This is a genomic window from Streptomyces sp. OfavH-34-F (assembly GCF_022347745.1).
Lineage (GTDB): Bacteria > Actinomycetota > Actinomycetes > Streptomycetales > Streptomycetaceae > Streptomyces.
Window position 1 is genome coordinate 1 of record NZ_JAKRGC010000025.1, and the last position, 19,278, is coordinate 19,278.

A 19,278-nucleotide genomic window follows, 5' to 3' on the forward strand; every position below is an offset into this window, starting at 1 on the left:
CGACGCGTTCGGTGAGGCGGCGGACGCGGGCGCCGTCCCAGAGGGCGTCGAGCGGAACCCGGCGGTCGCGCAGTTCCGCCGCGTCCACGCCGAGCAGGGCGGGGGCGGTGCCGGGGGCGAAGCGGACCCCGGCCCAGCTGCCCCCGGTGCCGGAGGAGGGCGCGGCGCAGGTGTCCGGTCCGGCGACGAGCAGCCGCTCCCCGCTCCAGAGCAGGTCCATGCAGCCGTCCGGAAGGACCGGGTGGACGGTGCCCGGCGCGGTGGTGAGGGTCCACACCGTGGCGCCGTCCAGGCGCGAGACGCGCTCTGTGTAGTCGTCTGCCATGGCGCTAGTGTCGTCGGCGCAGGCGGTACACGTGTACGCGGCTACGGGGGCGGTCATGGCGTCACTGATGGAGTTCACCACGGAGAGCGGGGCGACGGTGACCGTGGAGGTGGACCGTCATGCCCCGGGTGCGCGGCTGGTGTCGCGGGACGGGGGGCACGCCCTGGCCCGGGCGGGGCGGACGTTCGACAGCGCGCTGGAGGGCATCCGTTCGGCGGCCGAGTCGGCGCTCGCGGTGTTCCGGGACGGGACGCTGCGGCCGGACGGGGTGGAGCTGGAGTTCGGCGTGAAGATCACCTCGGAGGCGGGGGCGGTGATCGCCCGCAGCGCCCTGGAGGGCCATCTGACGGTGAAGCTGTCCTGGTCGCCGGGGGCGGCGGACCGGACGGCCCCGCCGGCCCCCGCGGCCGAATAGCCCGTCACTCGTCGTACGGGTTCGCCGTCCGGTCGGCGTCCTTCTCGCGGGCGTGCAGCCGGGACTTCACGTCGTCCGGGGGCAGGAACCGCGACCACCGCTCGGGGAACTCGGAGGGCATGTACGGGCTGTCGCCCTCGTCGCCCTCGTCGTCCGCCTCGTCGTCGTCCAGCGGGCCGCCGTGCCAGCTCTCCGCCCGGGTGCGGGCCACGAACTCGGCGGCCTGGGCGGCGCGCACCCGGTCGTTGGCGGCGCGGGCGGCGGCCGTGGCGACGGAGGGCCAGACCCGGTCGATGGCCGCGTTGACGGCGGCGCCGACCAGCACGGCGAAGGCGGAGATGCCGATCCAGAGCAGGACCGCGATCGGCGCGGCCAGCGATCCGTAGATCGTGGGGCCCTCCACCGTACTGGTGAGGTAGATCCGCAGCAGGAAGCTGCCCAGCACCCACATCGCCAGCGCCACCAGGGCGCCCGGCATGTCCTCGATCCACGGTGAGCGCACCGGTACGGACACGTGGTAGAGGGTGGTGAGGAAGGCGACGGACAGCACGATCACCAGCGGCCAGTACAGGACGCTTATCAGCTCGGTGCCCCACGGTATGAACTCCACGACCCGGTCGGGGCCCACCACGAGCAGCGGCAGCACCACCGCGCCGAGCAGCAGCGCCACCACGTACAGCAGGAAGGCGAGCATCCGGGTCTTGACGATGCCGCGCTGGCCGTCGAGCCCGTACATGACGGTGATGGTGTCGATGAAGACGTTCACCGCGCGGGAGCCGGACCACAGGGCGATGGCGAAGCCGATGGAGATGACGTCGGGCCGGGCGCCCGTGGTGACGTCGGCCAGCAGCGGTTTCGCGAACTCGTTGACGCCGCGTTCGGAGAGCACGGTGTGCGCCGCGCTGAGGATGTTGCGCTCGATGGAGGCGACCGTGGTGGTGCTGGTCCACTCGTCCACGTATCCGAGCAGCCCGATCAGGCCCAGGAGCAGCGGGGGCAGGGACAGCAGGGTGAAGAACGCCGCTTCGGCGGCGAGTCCGAGGATGCGGTACTCCATGCACGAGTTGACCGTGTCCTTGAGCAACTGCCAGGCGAGCTGCCGCTTGGATACGTTGCGGTAGAGGACTCGGGCCCGGTGGAGCCGGCCCGGTGGTCGTTCGGGTGTTTCGTCTGCTGCCTGCACCTCTTTACCGTATCGGCATGGCAGCCACCACCCACACCGTGTCCAACCAGGCCCCTCCCCTGCTCGGCTATGACGTCTTCAGCGCCGACCGGGTGCTCGGGGAGGCCGTGGAACGTCATCTTCCGCCCGAGGTGCTGGACGGGGCGCGGCAGGAGCTGTCGGCGCTCGGCCGGTCGGCCGGTTCGGCGCAGGCGGCGTCCTGGGGGGCGCGGGCGGACGAGAACCCGCCGAGGCTGCGCACCCACGACCGCTACGGGCACCGCGTGGACGAGGTGGAGTACCACCCGGCCCGGCACCGGCTGCTCGGCCACGCCGTCGGCGCGGGGCTGACCGGCGCCTGGGACCGGCCGGGCGGGCATGTGCGCCGGGCGGCGGGGTTCCTGGTCTGGACCCAGGCGGAGGCCGGGCACGGCGGCCCGCTGTCGACGACGCACGCGGCGGTGCCCGCCCTGCGCGCCGAGCCGGAAGTGGCGGCCGTGTGGGAGCCGCTGCTGACCTCGCGGGTGTACGACGCGGGGCTGCGGCCGGCCGGGGAGAAGGCCGGGGCGCTGCTGGGGTGGGGCGCGACGGAGAAGCAGGGCGGCTCGGACCTGGGGGCGGGCACCACGCGCGCCGAGCCGCTGTCCGGCGCGGGCGAGTACCTGCTGACCGGGCACAAGTGGTTCTGCTCCGCGCCGATGTCCGACGGTTTCCTGGTCCTGGCGCAGGCGCCCGGCGGCCTCACCTGCTTCCTGCTGCCCCGGGTGCTGCCGGACGGCGGCCGCAACTCCTTCCTGCTCCAGCGGCTCAAGGACACCCTGGGCAGCCGGTCCGAGGCCTCGGCGGAGGTCGAGTTCGCGGGGACGTGGGCGCGCCGGATCGGTGAGGAGGGGCAGGGGTTGCGCACGGTGGCCGGGACGCTGGCGGCGACCCGGCTGGACTGTGTGACCGGGTCGGCGGCGCTGATGCGGCAGGCGGTGGCGCGGGCCGTCCATCACACGGCGCACCGCTCGGCGTTCGGCGGCCCGCTCGCGGACAAGCCGCTGATGCGCAACGTGCTGGCCGATCTGGCGCTGGAGTCGGAGGCGGCGACCGTGCTGGCGATGCGGCTCGCCGCCGCGTACGACGACGGCGGCGAGGGCGAGTCGGCGTTCCTGCGGCTCGCGGTGCCGGCGGCCGCGTACTGGGTGACCAAGCGGTGCGCCCCGGTGGTGGGCGAGGCGCTGGAGTGCCTGGGCGGCAACGGCTACGTGGAGGAGTCGGGGATGCCCCGGCTGCTGCGGGAGGCGCCGCTCCCGTCGATCCGGGCGGGCTCGGCGAACGTCCAGGCGCTGGACGTGCTGGGGGTGCTGCGGAGCGAACCGCTCGCGCTCGACGCGTTCCTCCGGGAGATCGGGCGGGCGCGCGGCGCCGACCACCGGCTGGACGCGGCGATCAGGGACATGCTGACGGAGCTGGCCGATCTGGCGGGGGTCGAGGCGCGGGCGCGCCGGGTGGTGGAGCGCATGGCGCTGGTGCTCCAGGGTTCGCTGCTGGTGCGCTGGGCGCCGCCGGAGGTGGCGGACGCCTTCTGCGCGGCGCGCCTGGGCGGGGACGGGGGCGCGGTCTTCGGGACGCTGCCGCACACCCTGGACCTGGCGGCGGTCGTGGACCGGGCCCGGCCGGAGGGAGCGGGGGCGGCCTGAGGGGACAGCGACGGGGGGTGGTGCTGCGCCGACACGGCACCACCCCCCATGCTGTACACACCGGACCTGGGGCCGGGGGCCCGTCGGTACGGTGTACCGCCACTCTTGTACGGACCCGGGGGCGCTCGCCAGAGTTGCAGAGGGTTGCAACCATTGTGTGGAGTTGCGGTGGCAAGGCCACGAGTGGCGGCAGGATGGGGCGCGGTCCCCGGACGGGGCCCGCTGCGGGGTGAGGGGGAACGCGCGTGGAGACGACTCCGCCCGGCGTGATGCGGCTGGGCATCCAGGAGAGCGCGGGGGCCAGGCGCCTGGTGCACCGGGCCCGTGAGGCGCGGATGGCGGGCGACCGGATGCCCGCGGTGCCGCGTGCGGAGATCGGGGCATCCTGGGACCGGGTGCTGCGCAGCGGGATCGATCCCGAGCAGACGACGCACAGCAGGCTGCTGGAGGCGGAAGAGATCGAGCACCGGCGCCGCAGCTCCACGCTGGGCGAGGTGATGCCGCTGCTCAGCGACGGGCTGACGAACATCGCGGACGCCTCGCAGCAGATCATGGTGGTGACCGACGTGGACGGCCGGGTGCTGTGGCGCGAGGGCAACACCGCGGTGCTGCGCCGGGCGGACGGCATCTGCCTCGCGGAGGGCGCCGCCTGGTCCGAGGAGATCACCGGCACCAACGCGATCGGTACGGCGCTGGCCTCCCGCGCCCCGGTGCAGGTGCACTCGGCGGAGCACTTCGTGCGCAGCCTGCACGGCTGGACGTGTGCGGCGGCGCCGGTCCACGATCCGCGCGACGGGCGGCTGATGGGCATCGTGGACATCAGCGGGCCCGCGTCCACCTTCCATCCGACGACGCTGGCGCTGGTGCGGTCGGTGGCGCGGCTGGCGGAGAGCGAGATCCGGGTCCGGCATCTGGAGGCGGTGGACCGGCTGCGCGCGGTGGCGGCGCCGATCCTGGGCCGGCTGGGCGGCCGGGCGGTGGCGGTGGACGGCCACGGCTGGACGGCGGCGGTGACGGGGATGCCGCCGGTGGAGCGGCTGCCGCTGCCGAAGTCGCTGGGGCCGGGCCGGGTGTGGCTGCCGTCGCTGGGGATGTGCCGGGTGGAGCCGCTGCCGGGCGGCTGGCTGGTGCAGGTGGCGGACGGGGCGATGGACAGCCCGCCGCGCCGGGTGGTGCTGGATCTGAGCCGTCCGCGCGCGCTCGCGGTGAACGTGGTCGGCCCGGTGGGCACCTGGGCGCAGCGGCTCTCGCCGCGCCACGCCGAGCTGCTGTACGCGCTGGCGCTGCACCGGGAGGGGCGTACGGCGTCCGAGCTGGCGCAGGACCTGTTCGGCGACGCGACCCGGACGGTGACGGTGCGGGCGGAGATGTCGCGGCTGCGGCGCCATCTCGCCGAGGTGCTGGCGCACCGCCCGTACCGCTTCGTGGAGGGCGTGGAGGTGGAGGTCGTCGAGCCGGAGGACCCGGCGGACCTGCTGCCGCGCTCCAGCGCGCCGGTGGTGGCGGCGGCGCGCGGGGCCGGCTGAGGGGCGGGGCCCCGGGTTCCGCCCGGCGGCCCGGGCATGGTTGTCTGGCTGCCATGAACGACCCCGTACGTGCCGCAGGACCGGCCCTCGAAGAGGTGACCGTCTGGTCCCTGGAGCAGACCTCCCCCGACGATCTGCGGCCGTCCGCCGTGCCGGAGGGGGATGTCCGGATCATGCGGTCCGGGGTGCCGCTGCCCGAGTTCAGCCGGTTCCTGTACACGGCGGTCGGCGGTGACGTCCGGTGGACGGACCGGCTGGGCATGACGTACGCGCAGTGGCGCGAGGCGCTGGAGCGGCCGGGCGCGGAGACCTGGGTGGCGTACGCCGACGGCACGCCGGCCGGCTACATCGAGCTGGACCCGCAGGACGACGGGGTCGTGGAGATCATGTACTTCGGGCTGATCCCGGCGTTCCGGGGGCGCCGGATCGGCGGCCATCTGCTGTCGTACGGGACGGCCCGCGCCTGGGACCTGGCCGAGCGGTGGCCGGAGCGTCCGGCGACGAAGCGGGTGTGGCTGCACACCTGTTCCAAGGACGGGCCGCACGCCATGGAGAACTACCGCAGGCGCGGCTTCCGGCTGTTCGACACCCGGACGGAACTGGAGGAACCGGTGGCCACGCCGGGGCCGTGGCCGGGCGCCGACCGCGAGCCGCTTGGATAGCAAATCCCCTTGCTTGTCCGCTTTTACGCACCACCTCTGATGTCCGCCATGTCCGTGACGGGCGCCACAGCGTCTCACTGACCGGGACAGTCTCGTCCACATCATGGATAGTGGTGGACTGCCGCGAGATTGCCATGACACGCTTCCGTCATGTCCGGAACTGGAATTGCCTTGGTGAGTCGGCGCCACGTCGACCTCGGCCGCATGTCCAGCGCCATCTGTCCGGTGAGCTGAGAGTCCCAGCACCGCCGCGATCCCCTTGCCCAGTTCAGCCCTGCGCACCGCCGCGCCTCACGCGAGTGTGCAGTTCAGAGCCGCCCTCCTGCAGTCCCGAAGGACGTATTTGCCATGGCCAGCACCGAACAGCCTGCTACCGCCACGCCACGCCGCAAGGCCGGTCGGCACCGTGGCGAAGGTCAGTGGGGCCTGGGGTACATGACGCCGCTGAACGGCACCGAGCAGTTCAAGCGGGATGACGACGGTCTCAATGTGCGGACACGCATTGAGACGATTTACTCCAAGCGCGGCTTCGACTCCATCGACCCCAACGACCTGCGCGGGCGCTTCCGTTGGTGGGGCCTCTACACCCAGCGCCGTCCCGGGATCGACGGCGGCCACACCGGCGCGCTGGAGCCGGAGGAGCTCGAGGACAAGTACTTCATGCTGCGGGTCCGGGTGACCGGGGGCCGGCTCACCACCGCCCAGCTCCGCGTCATAGGCCAGGTTTCCCAGAAGTACGCGCGGGGCTCGGCGGACATCACGGACCGTCAGAACATCCAGCTGCACTGGGTGCGCATCGAGGACGTGCCGGCCATCTGGCGTGAGCTGGAGGCCGTCGGCCTGTCCACCACCGAGGCGTGCGGCGACTGCCCGCGCGGCATGCTGGGTTCGCCCGTCGCGGGCGTGGCCGAGGACGAGATCATCGACGGCACCGCCGCCCTCGACGAGATCGCCCGCCGCTACATCGGCGACCCGCGCTTCTCCAACCTGCCCCGCAAGTACAAGACCGCGGTCTCCGGCTCGCCCGTGCTGGACGTGGCGCACGAGATCAACGACATCTCGTTCGTCGGCGTCGTCCACCCCGAGCACGGCCCCGGCTTCGACCTGTGGGTCGGCGGCGGCCTGTCCACCAACCCCCGGTTCGGGGTGCGTCTGGGCGCCTGGGTGCCCGAGGAGGACGTGCCGGACGTCTGGGAGGGCGTGACCTCCATCTTCCGCGACTACGGCTACCGCCGGCTGCGCAACCGCGCCCGGCTGAAGTTCCTGGTCGCCGACTGGGGCCCGGAGAAGTTCCGCCAGATCCTGGAGGACGAGTACCTGCTGCGCAAGCTGAGCGACGGGCCCGCCCCCGAGCAGCCCAAGCAGCGCTGGCGCGACCACATGGGCGTGCACCGGCAGAAGGACGGCCGCTTCTACGTGGGCTGCGCCCCGCGCGTCGGCCGGCTGGACGGCTCCCAGATCGGCAAGATCGCGGAGCTGGCCGAGGCACACGGCTCCGGCCGGGTCTCCACCACGGTCGAGCAGAAGCTGATCATCCTGGACGTCCCCGAGGACCGGGTGACCTCGCTGGTCGAGAGCCTGGAGGCGATGGACCTGCGGGTGAACCCCTCGCCGTTCCGGCGCGGCACGATGGCCTGCACCGGCATCGAGTTCTGCAAGCTGGCGATCGTCGACACCAAGCAGCGCGGCAGCGACCTCATCGACGAACTGGAGCGCCGCCTCCCGGACTTCGACGAGCCGATCACCATCAACATCAACGGCTGCCCGAACGCCTGCGCCCGCATCCAGACCGCGGACATCGGCCTCAAGGGCCAGCTGATGATGACCGAGGACGGCGAGCAGGTCGGCGGCTTCCAGGTCCACCTCGGCGGCTCGCTCGGCCTGGACGCCGCCTTCGGCCGCAAGGTGCGCGGCCTCAAGGTCACCTCCGACGACCTGCCCGACTACATCGAGCGCGTCCTGACCCGGTTCCGGGCCGAGCGCGAGGAGGGCGAGCGCTTCGCCGCCTGGGCCGCCCGCGCGAGCGCGGAGTCGCTGTCATGAGCGAGCGCGCCGCCCCGTTCCACTGCCCCTACTGCGGCGACGAGGACCTGCGCCCGCACGAGAAGGGGCACGGAGCATGGGAATGCGCCTCCTGCAACCGCGCGTTCCAGCTCACGTTCCTGGGCCTGCTGAGCCGGGGACTGCAGCGCAACGACGTGGGAGGGGACGGGATATGACGGTCACTCAGGAAGTGGACACGCTCACCGACGACGAGCTGAGGGCGCTGGCCGAGCGGGCCGGGCGCGAGCTGGAGGACGCCTCCGCGCTCGACATCCTCACGTGGGCCGCCGACACCTTCGGCAAGCGGTTCTGCGTCACCTCCTCGATGGAGGACGCGGTCGTCGCCCACCTCGCCTCGCGGGCCATGCCCGGCGTGGACGTGGTGTTCCTCGACACCGGCTACCACTTCGAGGAGACCATCGGCACCCGGGACGCGGTGGACGCCGTGATGGACGTCAACGTCATCACGCTGACCCCGCGCCAGACGGTCGCCGAGCAGGACGCCGCGTACGGGCCGAAGCTGCACGACCGCGACCCCGACCTCTGCTGCAAGCTGCGCAAGGTCCGGCCGCTGGAGGAGGGCCTGACCCGCTACACGGCCTGGGCGACCGGGCTGCGCCGCGACGAGTCCCCGACCCGGGCCGGCACCCCGGTGGTCGGCTGGGACGAGAAGCGCCGGAAGGTCAAGATCTCGCCCATCGCCCGCTGGACCCAGGACGACGTCGACGCCTACGTCGCCGAGCACGGGGTGCTCACCAACCCGCTGCTGATGGACGGCTACGCCTCCGTCGGCTGCGCGCCCTGCACCCGCCGGGTGCTGGAGGGCGAGGACGCGCGGGCCGGCCGCTGGGCCGGGCGGGGCAAGACCGAGTGCGGGCTGCACGGCTGATGACGACTGATCAGGAGAATTCGATGAGCGTGACGGGGACGGGAGCCACCGTCTGGCTGACCGGTCTGCCGAGCGCCGGCAAGACCACCATCGCGTACGAACTCGCCGGGCGGCTGCGCGCCGAGGGGCACCGGGTGGAGGTGCTCGACGGCGACGAGATCCGCGAGTTCCTCTCGGCCGGCCTGGGCTTCTCCCGCGAGGACCGGCACACCAACGTCCAGCGGATCGGCTTCGTCGCCGAACTGCTGGCGGCCAACGGCGTCAAGGTCCTGGTGCCGGTCATCGCCCCGTACGCGGACAGCAGGGACGCCGTCCGCAAGCGGCACGAGGCCGAGGGCACCGCGTATCTGGAGGTGCACGTGGCCACGCCGGTCGAGGTGTGCTCGGAGCGCGACGTGAAGGGGCTGTACGCCAAGCAGGCGGCGGGCGAGATATCCGGGCTGACCGGGGTGGACGACCCCTACGAGGCACCCGAGTCGCCCGATCTGCGCATCGAGTCGCACCGCCAGACCGTGCAGGAGTCCGCGGCGGAGCTGTACGCGCTGCTGAGCGAGAGGGGTGCGGCGTGACGACCGTCGCGACTGTGGAAGAGGGCACCGACCATCCGTACGCGCTGAGCCACCTGGACTCCCTGGAGTCCGAGGCGGTGCACATCTTCCGCGAGGTGGCGGGCGAGTTCGAGAAGCCGGTGATCCTGTTCTCCGGCGGCAAGGACTCCATCCTGATGCTGCACCTGGCGCTCAAGGCGTTCGCGCCCGCGCCGGTGCCGTTCGCCCTGCTGCACGTGGACACCGGGCACAACTTCCCCGAGGTGCTGGCCTACCGCGACCGGGTGGTCGCCGAGCACGGGCTGCGGCTGCACGTGGCGTCGGTGCAGGAGTACATCGACGCGGGCAAGCTCCGCGAGCGCCCCGACGGCACCCGCAACCCGCTGCAGACCGTGCCGCTGACCGAGGCCATCCAGCAGCACCGCTTCGACGCCGTCTTCGGCGGCGGCCGGCGCGACGAGGAGAAGGCCCGCGCCAAGGAACGCGTCTTCTCCCTGCGCGACGAGTTCTCCCAGTGGGACCCGCGCCGCCAGCGCCCCGAACTGTGGCAGCTCTACAACGGCCGGCACGCCCCCGGCGAACACGTACGCGTCTTCCCGATCTCCAACTGGACCGAGCTGGACGTCTGGCAGTACATCCAGCGCGAGGCCATCGAGCTCCCGTCGATCTACTTCGCCCACGAGCGCGAGGTCTTCAACCGCTCCGGCATGTGGCTGACCGCGGGCGACTGGGGCGGGCCCAAGGAGCACGAGCGGACCGAGACCCGGCAGGTGCGCTACCGCACCGTCGGCGACATGTCCTGCACCGGCGCCGTGGACTCCGACGCCACCACGCTGGACGCGGTGATCGCCGAGATCGCCGCCTCCCGGCTCACCGAACGGGGCGCCACCCGCGCCGACGACAAGATGTCCGAGGCCGCGATGGAAGACCGCAAGCGCGAGGGGTACTTCTAAGATGACCACGCCCACCCAGTCGGCCGAACTGCTCGCGGCCACCACCCTGCTGCGGTTCGCCACCGCGGGGTCGGTGGACGACGGCAAGTCCACGCTCGTCGGGCGGCTGCTGCACGACTCCAAGTCGGTCCTCACCGACCAGCTGGAGGCCGTCGAGCACGCCTCGCGCAACCGCGGCCAGGAGGCGCCGGACCTGGCGCTGCTGACCGACGGCCTGCGCGCCGAGCGCGAGCAGGGCATCACCATCGACGTGGCCTACCGCTACTTCGCCACCGCCCGGCGCCGGTTCATCCTCGCCGACACCCCCGGCCATGTGCAGTACACCCGCAACATGGTCACCGGCGCCTCCACCGCCGAGCTGGCCGTCGTCCTGGTCGACGCCCGCAACGGCGTCGTCGAGCAGACCCGCCGGCACGCCGCCGTCGCCGCGCTGCTGCGCGTCCCGCACGTCGTGCTCGCCGTGAACAAGATGGACCTGGTCGACTACGCGGAGCCGGTGTTCGCCGCGATCGCCGAGGAGTTCACCGCGTACGCGGCCTCCCTCGGGGTGCCCGAGATCACCGCGATACCCATATCCGCGCTGGCCGGCGACAACGTCGTCGAGCCGTCCGCGAACATGGACTGGTACGGCGGCCCGACGGTCCTGGAGCACCTGGAGACGGTCCCGGTCAGCCACGACCTGACCGCCTGCCACGCCCGCTTCCCCGTCCAGTACGTGATCCGGCCGCAGACCGCCGAGCACCCGGACTACCGGGGCTACGCGGGCCAGATCGCGGCCGGCGTGTTCCGGGTCGGCGACCCCGTGACCGTGCTGCCCTCGGGCCGCACCACCACCGTCGAGGGCATCGACCTGCTCGGCGAGAGCGTGAACGTCGCCTGGGCGCCCCAGTCGGTGACCCTGCGCCTGACGGACGACCTCGACGTCTCGCGCGGCGACCTCATCGCCCCGACCGCCGACGCCCCGGCCACCACCCAGGACGTCGAGGCGACCGTCTGCCACGTCGCGGACGAGCCGCTCACCGTGGGCCGCCGGGTGCTGCTCAAGCACACCACCCGCACGGTCAAGGCGATCGTCAAGGACATCCCCTCCCGGCTGGCCCTGGACGACCTGTCGCAGCACCCGGCGCCGGGCAGGCTCGTCGCCAACGACATCGGCCGGGTCGTCGTCCGGACCGCCGAGCCGCTCGCGCTCGACGCGTACGCGGACTCGCGCCGCACCGGTTCCTTCCTGCTGATCGACCCGGCGGACGGGACCACGCTGTCGGCCGGCATGGCGGGCGCCTCGTTCGCCGCCGAGGCGGAGCAGCCGGCCGCGGACGACGACGCGGAGTGGGACTTCTGATGGGCATCGACGTCTTCTCGACCTTCGCCAAGGAGGGCGGCCGCGTCGGCAGCGGCGCGGTGGGGAGCGGTCAGGGCGGTGTCGGGCGATGTGCGCGATGACGTACGCGCACCGCCCGCGCGCCCGGCAGCACCAACCGCACCACCCGTCCAGACGCAGACCCGCCGATCTCCCGGCCGCGCCCCCGCACGTACGAGGGGCGTGAGCTCCGGGCCTCCGAGAGGAACACCTCCCGTGCCTGCCCCCCGTACCACGCGGCGCCGAGCCGTCGCCGCATTCGCCGCCCTGCCCCTGCTGGCCCTGGCGCTGACCGCCTGCGGTTACGGCTCCCAGGCGGCGGACGACGACAAGGCGCACACCGCCAAGGGCGAGAAGCTCTCCGTCGACACCGTGCGCATCGGGTACTTCCCCAACCTCACCCACGCCACCGCGCTCGTGGGCGACCAGGAGGGGCTGTTCCAGAAGGCGCTGGGCGGCACCCAGCTCAAGACGGCCGTCTTCAACGCCGGCCCGTCCGAGATCGAGGCGCTGAACGCCGGCTCGATCGATATCGGCTTCATCGGCCCGTCGCCGGCCATCAACGGCTACGTCAAGTCCAAGGGCGAGAACCTGCGGATCATCGGCGGGTCCGCGTCCGGCGGCGTCAAGCTGGTCGTGAACCCGGAGAAGATCAGGACCACGGCCGACGTCAAGGGCAAGCGGATCGCCACCCCGCAGCTCGGCAACACCCAGGACGTGGCGTTCCTCCACTGGATCTCCGAGCAGGGCTGGAAGGTGGACGCCCAGAGCGGCAAGGGCGACGTCTCCGTCATCCGCACGGACAACAAGGTGGCGCCCAACGCCTACCGCTCCGGGTCCATCGACGGCGCCTGGGTGCCCGAGCCGACCGCGTCCAAGCTGATCGCCGAGGGCGCGAAGGAACTGCTGGACGAGTCCACGCTGTGGCCGGACGACAAGTTCGTGATCACCAACATCATCGTGTCGCAGAAGTTCCTCGACGCGCACCCGGACGTCGTGGAGGCCGTACTGCGCGGCTCCGTGACCACCAACACCTGGATCAACGACCACCCGGAGAAGGCGAAGGACTCCGCCAACGCCGCGCTGAGGAAGCTCACCGGCAAGGCGCTGCCGCCCGAGGTCATCGACCCGGCCTGGAAGTCGATCCGGATCACCGACGACCCGCTGGCGGCCACGCTCGACGCGCAGGCCAAGCACGCGGTGGACGCGGGGCTGCTGGCCGAGCCCGACCTCAAGGGCATCTACGACCTGAAGCCGCTCAACAAGATCCTCAAGGCCGCGGGCAAGCCCGCGGTCGACGACGCCGGGCTCGGCGCCGAGTGACCGGCCGCCCGAAGACTCCCAGGAGGTGACGACCATGGCGACCACCCTCACCAAGGCCGACGACCGTGTCGCGGTCGGGCACGCCGCCCGCATCACGCACGTCTCGAAGTCCTTCGCCGGGCCCGCGGGCACGCAGCTGGTCCTGGACGACATCAGTCTCGATGTCGCTCCCGGCGAGTTCGTCACGCTCCTGGGGGCCTCCGGGTGCGGCAAGTCGACGCTGCTCAATCTCGTGGCCGGGCTCGACCGGCCGACCGGGGGGACCATCGAGACGCCCGGCGGCCGTCCGGCGCTCATGTTCCAGGAGCACGCCCTGTTCCCCTGGCTGACCGCCGGCAAGAACATCGAACTGGCCCTGCGCCTGCGCGGGGTGCCCAAGTCGGAGCGGCGCGGCGAGGCGGAACGGCTGCTGGAGCTGGTCCGGCTGGGCGGGGCGTACGGGAAGCGGGTGCACGAGCTGTCCGGCGGCATGCGGCAGCGCGTGGCGATGGCCCGCGCGCTCGCCCAGGACAGCCAGCTGCTGCTGATGGACGAGCCGTTCGCCGCGCTCGACGCCATCACCCGCGACGTGCTGCACGACGAGCTGACCCGGATCTGGCGCGAGACCAACGTCTCGGTCCTGTTCGTCACGCACAACGTGCGCGAGGCGGTGCGCCTCGCCGAGCGCGTGGTGCTGCTCTCGTCCCGCCCCGGCCGGATCGCCCGCGAGTGGGAGGTCGGCATCGAGCATCCGCGCCGCATCGAGGACACCGCCGTCGCGGAGCTGTCCGTCGAGATCACCGAACAACTGCGTGGGGAGATCCGCCGTCATGGCGAGCACTGACATCAAGTCGGACGAGGCGGAGTCCGGCAGGGGCAGGCCGGACGACCTGGCCGGCCTGGAGGCCGGGCTGGACGCCCTGGACGCCGTGCAGGTGCAGCGCACCCCGGTCCGCGAGGTGCTGCTGCGCAAGGTCCTGCCGCCGCTGGTCGCGGTGGCGCTGGTCCTGGTCGTCTGGGAACTGCTCGTCCGGGCGGAGGTGACGGAGGACTACAAGCTGCCGTCGCCCGGCGCCGTCTGGGACAGCGCCCGCGAGATGTGGCTCCGGGGCACGCTGCTGGAGGTGGTGTGGACCAGCGTCTCGCGCGGCCTGCTCGGCTTCCTGCTGTCGGTGGCGATCGGTACGCCGCTGGGGCTGCTGGTGGCGCGGGTCAGGTTCGTGCGCGCCGCGATCGGCCCCATCCTCTCCGGGCTCCAGTCGCTGCCGTCGGTGGCCTGGGTGGCGCCGGCGGTGATCTGGCTCGGGCTGAACGACTCGATGATGTTCGCGGTCATCCTGCTCGGCGCGGTGCCCTCGATCGCCAACGGCCTTGTCTCGGGCGTCGACCAGGTGCCGCCGCTGTTCCTGCGGGCGGGGCGGACCCTGGGCGCGACCGGGCTGCGGGGCACCTGGCTGATCGTGATGCCGGCCGCGCTGCCGGGCTATCTGGCGGGGCTGAAGCAGGGCTGGGCGTTCTCCTGGCGTTCCCTGATGGCCGCCGAGATCATCGCCTCATCCCCGGAACTGGGCCTGGGCCTGGGCCAGTTGCTGGAGAACGGCCGCAACAACGCGGACATGCCGGGGATCTTCCTCGCCATCATCCTGATCCTCTTCGTCGGCATCGCCATCGACCTGCTCATCTTCAGTCCGCTGGAGCGGTGGGTGCTGCGCAGCCGCGGTCTCCTCGTCAAGAACTGAGCCGCCATGTCCTCTCCGGTCCTCCTCGTCATCGCCCACGGCAGCCGCGATCCCCGGCATGCCGCGACCGTGCACGCGCTGACCGCGCGGGTACGGGCGCTGCGGCCTGGTCTGCGGGTGGAGACCGGGTTCCTGGACTTCAACGCGCCCTCGGTGCCGCGGGTCCTGGAGCGGCTGGCGGCCGAGGGGGCGGAGGTGGTGGCGCTGCCGCTGCTGCTGACCCGTGCCTTCCACGCCAAGTCGGACATCCCGGCGGTGCTGCGCGAGGCGCGCGCGTCGCTGCCCCGGCTGCGGGTGCGGCAGGCCGCGGTGCTGGGCCCCGCCCCGCTGCTGAACGCGGCGCTGGAGCGGCGGCTGCGCGAGGCCGGGGGGCGCCCCGGCGACCGAAGCTCGACCGGGCTCGTCCTGGCCTCGGCGGGCTCATCAGACCCGGAGGCGATCGCAGTGATCGCTGAAATCGCGCGGGAGCTGCGGCACACCGGTTGGTGTTCCGTGCGGCCTGCGTTCGCCTCCGCTGTTCGTGCCGGGGGCCCGTCCCGCACCGAGGACGCGGTACGGGCCCTGCGGGCCGAGGGCGTCGGCCGCGTCGCGGTCGCCCCGTACGTCATCGCGCCGGGCCGCCTCCCGGACCGCATCGCGGCGGGGGCGGCGGCGGCCGGCGCCGAGGTACTGGCCGGGGTGCTGGGACCGGCCCCGGAACTGGCCCGGCTGCTGCTCGACCGCTACGACGAGGCGCGGGTGCGGGCAGTGCGGCCGGTCCCGGTCCCGGTCAGCGCCTGAGCCGCGCCGGGGCCGGCCCGGGGGGCCGTCAGCCGACGTCGATGCCGCCCGTACGGGTGCGCTTGAGCTCGAAGAAGTCGGGGTGGCCGGCCAGCACCCGGAAGCTGTCGAACAGCCGGGCCGCCTCCTCGCCGCGCGGGATCGCCCGCAGCACGGGGCCGAACCAGACCGTTCCGTCGACGTGGATGGTGGGTGTGCCGACGTAGCCGCCGGCCTCCGGGTCCTGGCCCGCCTCGTGGCTGCGCCGCACGGCCTCGTCGTACCGCTCGTCGTGCGCGGCGTCCGCGAGGTCCGCGGGCAGTCCCAGGGCGGCGAGGGACTGGGCGACGACCTCGTCGAAGTCCTCGTTCTTCTCCTGGTGGATGCGGCTGCCGAGGGCGGTGTAGAGGTCGCGCAGGACCTCCTCGCCGTGCTGCGCGGCGGCCGCGGCGGCGACCCGGACGGGGCCGATCGAGCGGTCGACCAGGTCGCGGTACCAGTCGGGGAGTTCGTTGCCGGTGTTGTGCAGGTACAGGCTCATGACGTGGAAGCGGAGGTCGATGGCGCGGTGCCGCTCCACCTCCAGCATCCAGCGCGAGGTGATCCAGGCGAACGGGCAGGCCGGGTCGAAGTAGAAGTCGACGACGGGCCGGTCCTGTCGCGTGGTGGGGTGTGTGCTCATGGGCCGAGCCTAGCCAGCCGGTGGCGCACTCCCCCGGGCCATTCGGCGCCCGTCCGCCTGGGCCATTGCGGCCGGCCGTCAGGCGGCCGGGCGCCAGTGCGGGTCGCGTCCGCTCAGGGCCAGGGCGCGGGTGAAGCCGGTGGCTCCCGGCACGTCCACCGCGTCGGTGAAGCCCTCGTACTGCCGGTAGAGCGCGGCGGTCTTCTCCACGTTGGCCAGCACGTAGCCGGCCGCCGCGTCGGAGATCCGGAACTCCTGCCCGGTGGCGCGGGCGACGTCCCAGCCGTGCAGGGCGATCTCCTCGACGAGCATCGCGGCGACGTCGGCGGCCGGGGACGCCGAGTCGCCGGTGCCGATGGTGCCCTCCCAGGCGGCCGGGTCGGACCAGGCGGCGACGGCCCGGTCCAGTTGCGCGGCGTACCGCTCGGGCCAGTCGGCGTCGGCGGTGAAGTCGCGGGCGATCAGTTCCTCGGGGAGTTCCGTGCGCAGGGCGCGGTGCTCCATGCCGTGCGAGGTGTAGAGCACCCAGTGGTTGATCAGCGTGCGGAGGTCCCAGTCCGCGCAGGGGGTCGCGCCGGCCGCCGGGTGGGCGGCGGTGATTCCTCGGGCCACCCGGGCGGCTTCGGCGGCGCATTCGGTCATGTGGGCGTGCTCGGTCTTCATGGGCGCCACCGTAGGCGCGGCGGTCCGGCCGGTCTTGAAGAAAGGCGACAGCCGCCGGACGAGGCGGGTGTACGGGCCACGTATAGGCTTTCCGGAACGCAGCACGGCCCTCGCGCCCGTACGAAGGAGCAGCCGCACGTGACCACCACCGCACCCCTGTCCACCGCCGTCGCGCCGAGTTTGGTGCCGGTCATCCGGGCCGACGAGGTCTCGCTCGTACGCGACGGGAACGTCCTGCTGGACGCGGTGTCGCTGACCGTGCGGGGCGGGGAGCACTGGGCGCTGCTCGGCGCCAACGGGGCCGGCAAGAGCACACTGCTGGGGCTGCTGGGGGCGGTGAACCATCCGACGCGGGGGTCGGTCGAGGTGCTGGGCCGGACGCTGGGGCGGGTGGACCTGCGGGAGCTGCGGACGCTGCTGGGCCATGTCAATCCGCGCCATCCGCTGCGGTCGCCGCTGACGGTGAGCGAGGTGGTGCTGACCGGTCTGACGAACTCGGTGGAGCCGGTGCCGCGCTGGACGCCGGGTCCGGGACAGCGGGAGCGGGCGGCGCGGCTGCTGGCGATGCTGGGGATGGCCGGCAAGGAGGGGTCGCGGTGGCCGGCGCTGTCGCAGGGCGAGCGCGGCCGGACGCTGATCGCCCGCGCGCTGATGCCGGAGCCGCGGCTGCTGCTGCTCGACGAGCCGGCGACGGGGCTGGACCTGGCCGCCCGTGAGCAGTTGCTGGACAGCCTGGACGCGCTGCGCGAGGAGCATCCGGGGCTGGCGACCGTGCTGGTGACGCATCATCTGGAGGAGCTGCCCGCGTCCACGACGCACGCGATGCTGCTGCGCGGCGGGCGGTGCCTGGCGTCGGGGGCGGCGGACGAGGTGCTGACCACGGAGCTGGTGAGCGAGTGCTTCGGCCATCCGGTCCGCATCAGCCGCACGGACGGCCGGTGGGCGGCCCGGGCCCGGCGGGCGGCGCGCGGCTGAGCCGCCGGAACGCACCGGGCGGCCGCCGTGCCCCGTGGGGGAGGGCACGGTGGCCGCCCGGTGGCCGGAAGGCTGTTACTCGACGATCTTCAGGAGCTTGTTGGCGGTTCCCGCGGTGGCGTTGGTGATGGCGTCCGGGGTGGCTCCTTCGGTCAGGGCCGTGGTGACCTCGGCCGGGGTGGCGTCCGGGTGTCCGGCGAGGTAGACGGCGGCGGCTCCGACGACGTGCGGGGTCGCCATCGAGGTGCCGGAGATGGTGTTGGAGCCGGTGTCGCTGTCGTTCCAGGCGGACGTGATGTCGGAGCCGGGTGCGTAGATGTCCACGACCGAGCCGTAGTTGGAGAACGACGACTGCTCGTCGTCCACGGTGGACGAGGCGACGGTGATGGCCTCGGGGACGCGCGAGGGCGAGCCCTGGCCGGCGTCGCTCGACTCGTTGCCGGCGGCGACCGCGAAGGTGACGCCGGAGGCGATGGCCTTCTGGACGGCCGCGTCGAGCGCTTCGTCGGCGCCGCCGCCCAGGCTCATGTTGGCGACGGACGGGCCCTGGTGGTGCTCGGTGACCCAGTCGATGCCGGCGACGACCTGCTCGGTGGTGCCGGAGCCGGAGTCGTCCAGGACGCGGACGGCGACGATCTTGGCGTTCTTGGCGACGCCGTAGGTGGACCCGGCTATGGTGCCGGCGACGTGGGTGCCGTGGCCGTTGCCGTCGTCGGCGCTGTCGTCGTTGTCCACGGCGTCGTAGCCGGAGGTGGCCCGGCCGCCGAACTCCTCGTGGGAGGTGCGGACTCCGGTGTCGATGACGTACGCGGTGACGCCCTCGCCCGCGCTGTCCGGGTAGGTGTAGGCGTCGTCGCCGGCGGTCTCCGTCTGGTCGATGCGGTCCAGGCCCCAGGAGGGCGGGTTGTCCTGGGTGGCGTCGATGTGGAACTTCTTGTTCTGGACGACCTTGGAGACGGCCGGGTCGGCGGCGAGCCGCTTGGCCTCGGTCTCGGTGAGGCCGTTGGCGGAGAAGCCGTTGATGGCGGAGCTGTAGTCGCGCTTCAGCTTCCCGCCGTACTCCTCGGCGAGCTTCTCCTTGTCCGCCGCCCGGTCCAGCATCACGATGTAGCTGCCGGCGACCGCGGTCGCCGCGTCGGCGCCGTAGATCTTGCCCTGAGCCGGGGCGGGGGCCGCCCCGGCGAACGGGGTGGCGAGCAGGGTGACGCCGGCGGCGGCCGCCACCGCGGTGATGGAGGCGGTCAGCTTGAACCGGCGTGCGCGCTTGTGAATGGCCATGAAGAGGGGTCTCCTCGTCATTCTTTGTGGGGGGATTGGCCCCCGGCCGGAAATTCTCCGGGGGTTGGCTCGAAACCCTGGCCGATTGACGCGCGCAGATCAAGGGCTCCCTACAGCTCCGACGCACTCACCAACCTTTCGTCACAAGACACCCGCCGCGGTCTCGGGATGCCCCGATCGCCTTTACGTGTAAGGGGCTTCGATCCTCCTTCTCGGGGGCATGGCCCCTCCCCGAGGCGGAGAGGAGCGGCGTCCGGTCAGGAACAGAGCATGACGAGACGGCTTTACGGCGCCCCTACCTTCGAATGCGGA

At 72.7% G+C, this 19,278-nt stretch carries 21 protein-coding genes; 16 read left to right on the forward strand and 5 right to left on the reverse strand.

Annotated features, from left to right (window positions below):
• A partial coding sequence (locus MHW47_RS07220) for a DUF6597 domain-containing transcriptional factor (RefSeq protein WP_374230060.1) occupies nucleotides 1–325 on the reverse strand: 325 nt, incomplete at its 3' end.
• Nucleotides 326–380: 55 nt separating this feature from the next.
• Here MHW47_RS07220 and MHW47_RS07225 point away from each other — a divergent pair.
• Nucleotides 381–740, forward strand: coding sequence for a CU044_2847 family protein (locus tag MHW47_RS07225; RefSeq protein ID WP_239221794.1), 360 nt, complete (start codon nucleotides 381–383; stop codon nucleotides 738–740).
• A 4-nt stretch (nucleotides 741–744) separates the two neighbouring features.
• On the opposite strand, the gene MHW47_RS07230 is transcribed toward MHW47_RS07225, so the two are convergent.
• Nucleotides 745–1,923: a YihY/virulence factor BrkB family protein gene (locus MHW47_RS07230; protein ID WP_239221795.1), complete on the reverse strand. Its 1,179-nt coding sequence runs from the start codon at nucleotides 1,921–1,923 to the stop codon at nucleotides 745–747.
• A 17-nt stretch (nucleotides 1,924–1,940) separates the two neighbouring features.
• Between MHW47_RS07230 and MHW47_RS07235 the strand changes: the two genes are divergently transcribed.
• From MHW47_RS07235 to MHW47_RS07295, 14 genes are all read left to right on the forward strand, one after another.
• On the forward strand, nucleotides 1,941–3,587 hold the full coding sequence (locus MHW47_RS07235; protein ID WP_239221796.1) for an acyl-CoA dehydrogenase family protein: 1,647 nt from the start codon (nucleotides 1,941–1,943) through the stop codon (nucleotides 3,585–3,587).
• A 269-nt stretch (nucleotides 3,588–3,856) separates the two neighbouring features.
• Nucleotides 3,857–5,113 (forward strand): helix-turn-helix domain-containing protein, encoded by a 1,257-nt coding sequence (locus tag MHW47_RS07240; protein ID WP_239221829.1) that lies wholly within the window; start codon nucleotides 3,857–3,859, stop codon nucleotides 5,111–5,113.
• Nucleotides 5,114–5,166: 53 nt separating this feature from the next.
• On the forward strand, nucleotides 5,167–5,775 hold the full coding sequence (locus tag MHW47_RS07245) for a GNAT family N-acetyltransferase (protein WP_239221797.1): 609 nt from the start codon (nucleotides 5,167–5,169) through the stop codon (nucleotides 5,773–5,775).
• 150 nt (nucleotides 5,776–5,925) lie between these two features.
• Nucleotides 5,926–6,009 carry a putative leader peptide gene (locus MHW47_RS36075; RefSeq protein ID WP_309474722.1) on the forward strand — a complete coding sequence of 28 codons (84 nt, stop codon included), beginning with the start codon at nucleotides 5,926–5,928 and terminating at the stop codon, nucleotides 6,007–6,009.
• A gap of 114 nt (nucleotides 6,010–6,123) precedes the next feature.
• A complete protein-coding gene (locus tag MHW47_RS07250) occupies nucleotides 6,124–7,818 on the forward strand; it encodes a nitrite/sulfite reductase (protein ID WP_239221798.1) in 1,695 nt (564 codons plus the stop codon).
• Nucleotides 7,815–7,994 (forward strand): hypothetical protein, encoded by a 180-nt coding sequence (locus MHW47_RS07255; protein ID WP_239221799.1) that lies wholly within the window; start codon nucleotides 7,815–7,817, stop codon nucleotides 7,992–7,994. Before MHW47_RS07250 ends, MHW47_RS07255 begins: the two co-directional genes overlap by 4 nt.
• Nucleotides 7,991–8,707, forward strand: coding sequence for a phosphoadenylyl-sulfate reductase (locus MHW47_RS07260; RefSeq protein WP_239221800.1), 717 nt, complete (start codon nucleotides 7,991–7,993; stop codon nucleotides 8,705–8,707). Before MHW47_RS07255 ends, MHW47_RS07260 begins: the two co-directional genes overlap by 4 nt.
• A 23-nt stretch (nucleotides 8,708–8,730) precedes the next feature.
• On the forward strand, nucleotides 8,731–9,276 hold the full coding sequence (gene cysC, locus MHW47_RS07265) for an adenylyl-sulfate kinase (protein WP_239221801.1): 546 nt from the start codon (nucleotides 8,731–8,733) through the stop codon (nucleotides 9,274–9,276).
• The gene (gene cysD, locus MHW47_RS07270; RefSeq protein WP_239221802.1) at nucleotides 9,273–10,208 is read left to right on the forward strand and encodes a sulfate adenylyltransferase subunit CysD; all 936 of its coding nucleotides are present in this window, start codon (nucleotides 9,273–9,275) and stop codon (nucleotides 10,206–10,208) included. Before cysC ends, cysD begins: the two co-directional genes overlap by 4 nt.
• A gap of 1 nt (nucleotide 10,209) precedes the next feature.
• Complete coding sequence (locus MHW47_RS07275) at nucleotides 10,210–11,550, forward strand: sulfate adenylyltransferase subunit 1 (protein ID WP_239221803.1); 1,341 nt, start codon at nucleotides 10,210–10,212, stop codon at nucleotides 11,548–11,550.
• A 234-nt stretch (nucleotides 11,551–11,784) separates the two neighbouring features.
• Entirely contained in the window at nucleotides 11,785–12,891 is a 1,107-nt protein-coding gene (locus MHW47_RS07280; RefSeq protein ID WP_239221804.1) for an aliphatic sulfonate ABC transporter substrate-binding protein, read from the forward strand.
• A 34-nt stretch (nucleotides 12,892–12,925) separates the two neighbouring features.
• Nucleotides 12,926–13,714, forward strand: coding sequence for an ABC transporter ATP-binding protein (locus tag MHW47_RS07285; RefSeq protein WP_239221805.1), 789 nt, complete (start codon nucleotides 12,926–12,928; stop codon nucleotides 13,712–13,714).
• Nucleotides 13,701–14,609, forward strand: coding sequence for an ABC transporter permease (locus MHW47_RS07290; protein ID WP_239221806.1), 909 nt, complete (start codon nucleotides 13,701–13,703; stop codon nucleotides 14,607–14,609). The genes MHW47_RS07285 and MHW47_RS07290 overlap by 14 nt, the downstream gene beginning before the upstream one ends.
• 6 nt (nucleotides 14,610–14,615) lie before the next feature.
• Nucleotides 14,616–15,389: a sirohydrochlorin chelatase gene (locus MHW47_RS07295; RefSeq protein WP_239221807.1), complete on the forward strand. Its 774-nt coding sequence runs from the start codon at nucleotides 14,616–14,618 to the stop codon at nucleotides 15,387–15,389.
• 28 nt (nucleotides 15,390–15,417) lie between these two features.
• Here the strand turns inward: MHW47_RS07295 and MHW47_RS07300 are convergent, their stop codons facing one another.
• Nucleotides 15,418–16,050, reverse strand: a complete 633-nt coding sequence (locus MHW47_RS07300) for a DsbA family protein (protein ID WP_239221808.1) — start codon at nucleotides 16,048–16,050, stop codon at nucleotides 15,418–15,420.
• A 78-nt stretch (nucleotides 16,051–16,128) separates the two neighbouring features.
• Nucleotides 16,129–16,713, reverse strand: a complete 585-nt coding sequence (locus MHW47_RS07305) for a TIGR03086 family metal-binding protein (RefSeq protein ID WP_239221809.1) — start codon at nucleotides 16,711–16,713, stop codon at nucleotides 16,129–16,131.
• 138 nt (nucleotides 16,714–16,851) lie between these two features.
• Between MHW47_RS07305 and MHW47_RS07310 the strand changes: the two genes are divergently transcribed.
• Complete coding sequence (locus tag MHW47_RS07310) at nucleotides 16,852–17,688, forward strand: ABC transporter ATP-binding protein (protein WP_239221810.1); 837 nt, start codon at nucleotides 16,852–16,854, stop codon at nucleotides 17,686–17,688.
• Nucleotides 17,689–17,763: 75 nt separating this feature from the next.
• Here the strand turns inward: MHW47_RS07310 and MHW47_RS07315 are convergent, their stop codons facing one another.
• Nucleotides 17,764–18,966: a S8 family peptidase gene (locus tag MHW47_RS07315; RefSeq protein WP_239221811.1), complete on the reverse strand. Its 1,203-nt coding sequence runs from the start codon at nucleotides 18,964–18,966 to the stop codon at nucleotides 17,764–17,766.
• Between the last annotated feature and the right edge of the window lie 312 nt (nucleotides 18,967–19,278).

Bases quoted from the DNA above. Each gene is read 5' to 3' on its own strand.
- MHW47_RS07300 (WP_239221808.1), bottom strand. From the start codon at position 16,050: ATGAGCACACACCCCACCACGCGACAGGACCGGCCCGTCGTCGACTTC.
- MHW47_RS07275 (WP_239221803.1), top strand. From the start codon at position 10,210: ATGACCACGCCCACCCAGTCGGCCGAACTGCTCGCGGCCACCACCCTG.
- MHW47_RS07225 (WP_239221794.1), top strand. From the start codon at position 381: ATGGCGTCACTGATGGAGTTCACCACGGAGAGCGGGGCGACGGTGACC.
- MHW47_RS07240 (WP_239221829.1), top strand. From the start codon at position 3,857: ATGCGGCTGGGCATCCAGGAGAGCGCGGGGGCCAGGCGCCTGGTGCAC.
- MHW47_RS07290 (WP_239221806.1), top strand. From the start codon at position 13,701: ATGGCGAGCACTGACATCAAGTCGGACGAGGCGGAGTCCGGCAGGGGC.
- MHW47_RS07295 (WP_239221807.1), top strand. From the start codon at position 14,616: ATGTCCTCTCCGGTCCTCCTCGTCATCGCCCACGGCAGCCGCGATCCC.
- MHW47_RS36075 (WP_309474722.1), top strand. From the start codon at position 5,926: ATGTCCGGAACTGGAATTGCCTTGGTGAGTCGGCGCCACGTCGACCTC.
- MHW47_RS07235 (WP_239221796.1), top strand. From the start codon at position 1,941: ATGGCAGCCACCACCCACACCGTGTCCAACCAGGCCCCTCCCCTGCTC.
- MHW47_RS07315 (WP_239221811.1), bottom strand. From the start codon at position 18,966: ATGGCCATTCACAAGCGCGCACGCCGGTTCAAGCTGACCGCCTCCATC.
- cysC (WP_239221801.1), top strand. From the start codon at position 8,731: ATGAGCGTGACGGGGACGGGAGCCACCGTCTGGCTGACCGGTCTGCCG.
- MHW47_RS07250 (WP_239221798.1), top strand. From the start codon at position 6,124: ATGGCCAGCACCGAACAGCCTGCTACCGCCACGCCACGCCGCAAGGCC.
- MHW47_RS07260 (WP_239221800.1), top strand. From the start codon at position 7,991: ATGACGGTCACTCAGGAAGTGGACACGCTCACCGACGACGAGCTGAGG.
- MHW47_RS07305 (WP_239221809.1), bottom strand. From the start codon at position 16,713: ATGAAGACCGAGCACGCCCACATGACCGAATGCGCCGCCGAAGCCGCC.
- MHW47_RS07255 (WP_239221799.1), top strand. From the start codon at position 7,815: ATGAGCGAGCGCGCCGCCCCGTTCCACTGCCCCTACTGCGGCGACGAG.
- MHW47_RS07245 (WP_239221797.1), top strand. From the start codon at position 5,167: ATGAACGACCCCGTACGTGCCGCAGGACCGGCCCTCGAAGAGGTGACC.
- MHW47_RS07285 (WP_239221805.1), top strand. From the start codon at position 12,926: ATGGCGACCACCCTCACCAAGGCCGACGACCGTGTCGCGGTCGGGCAC.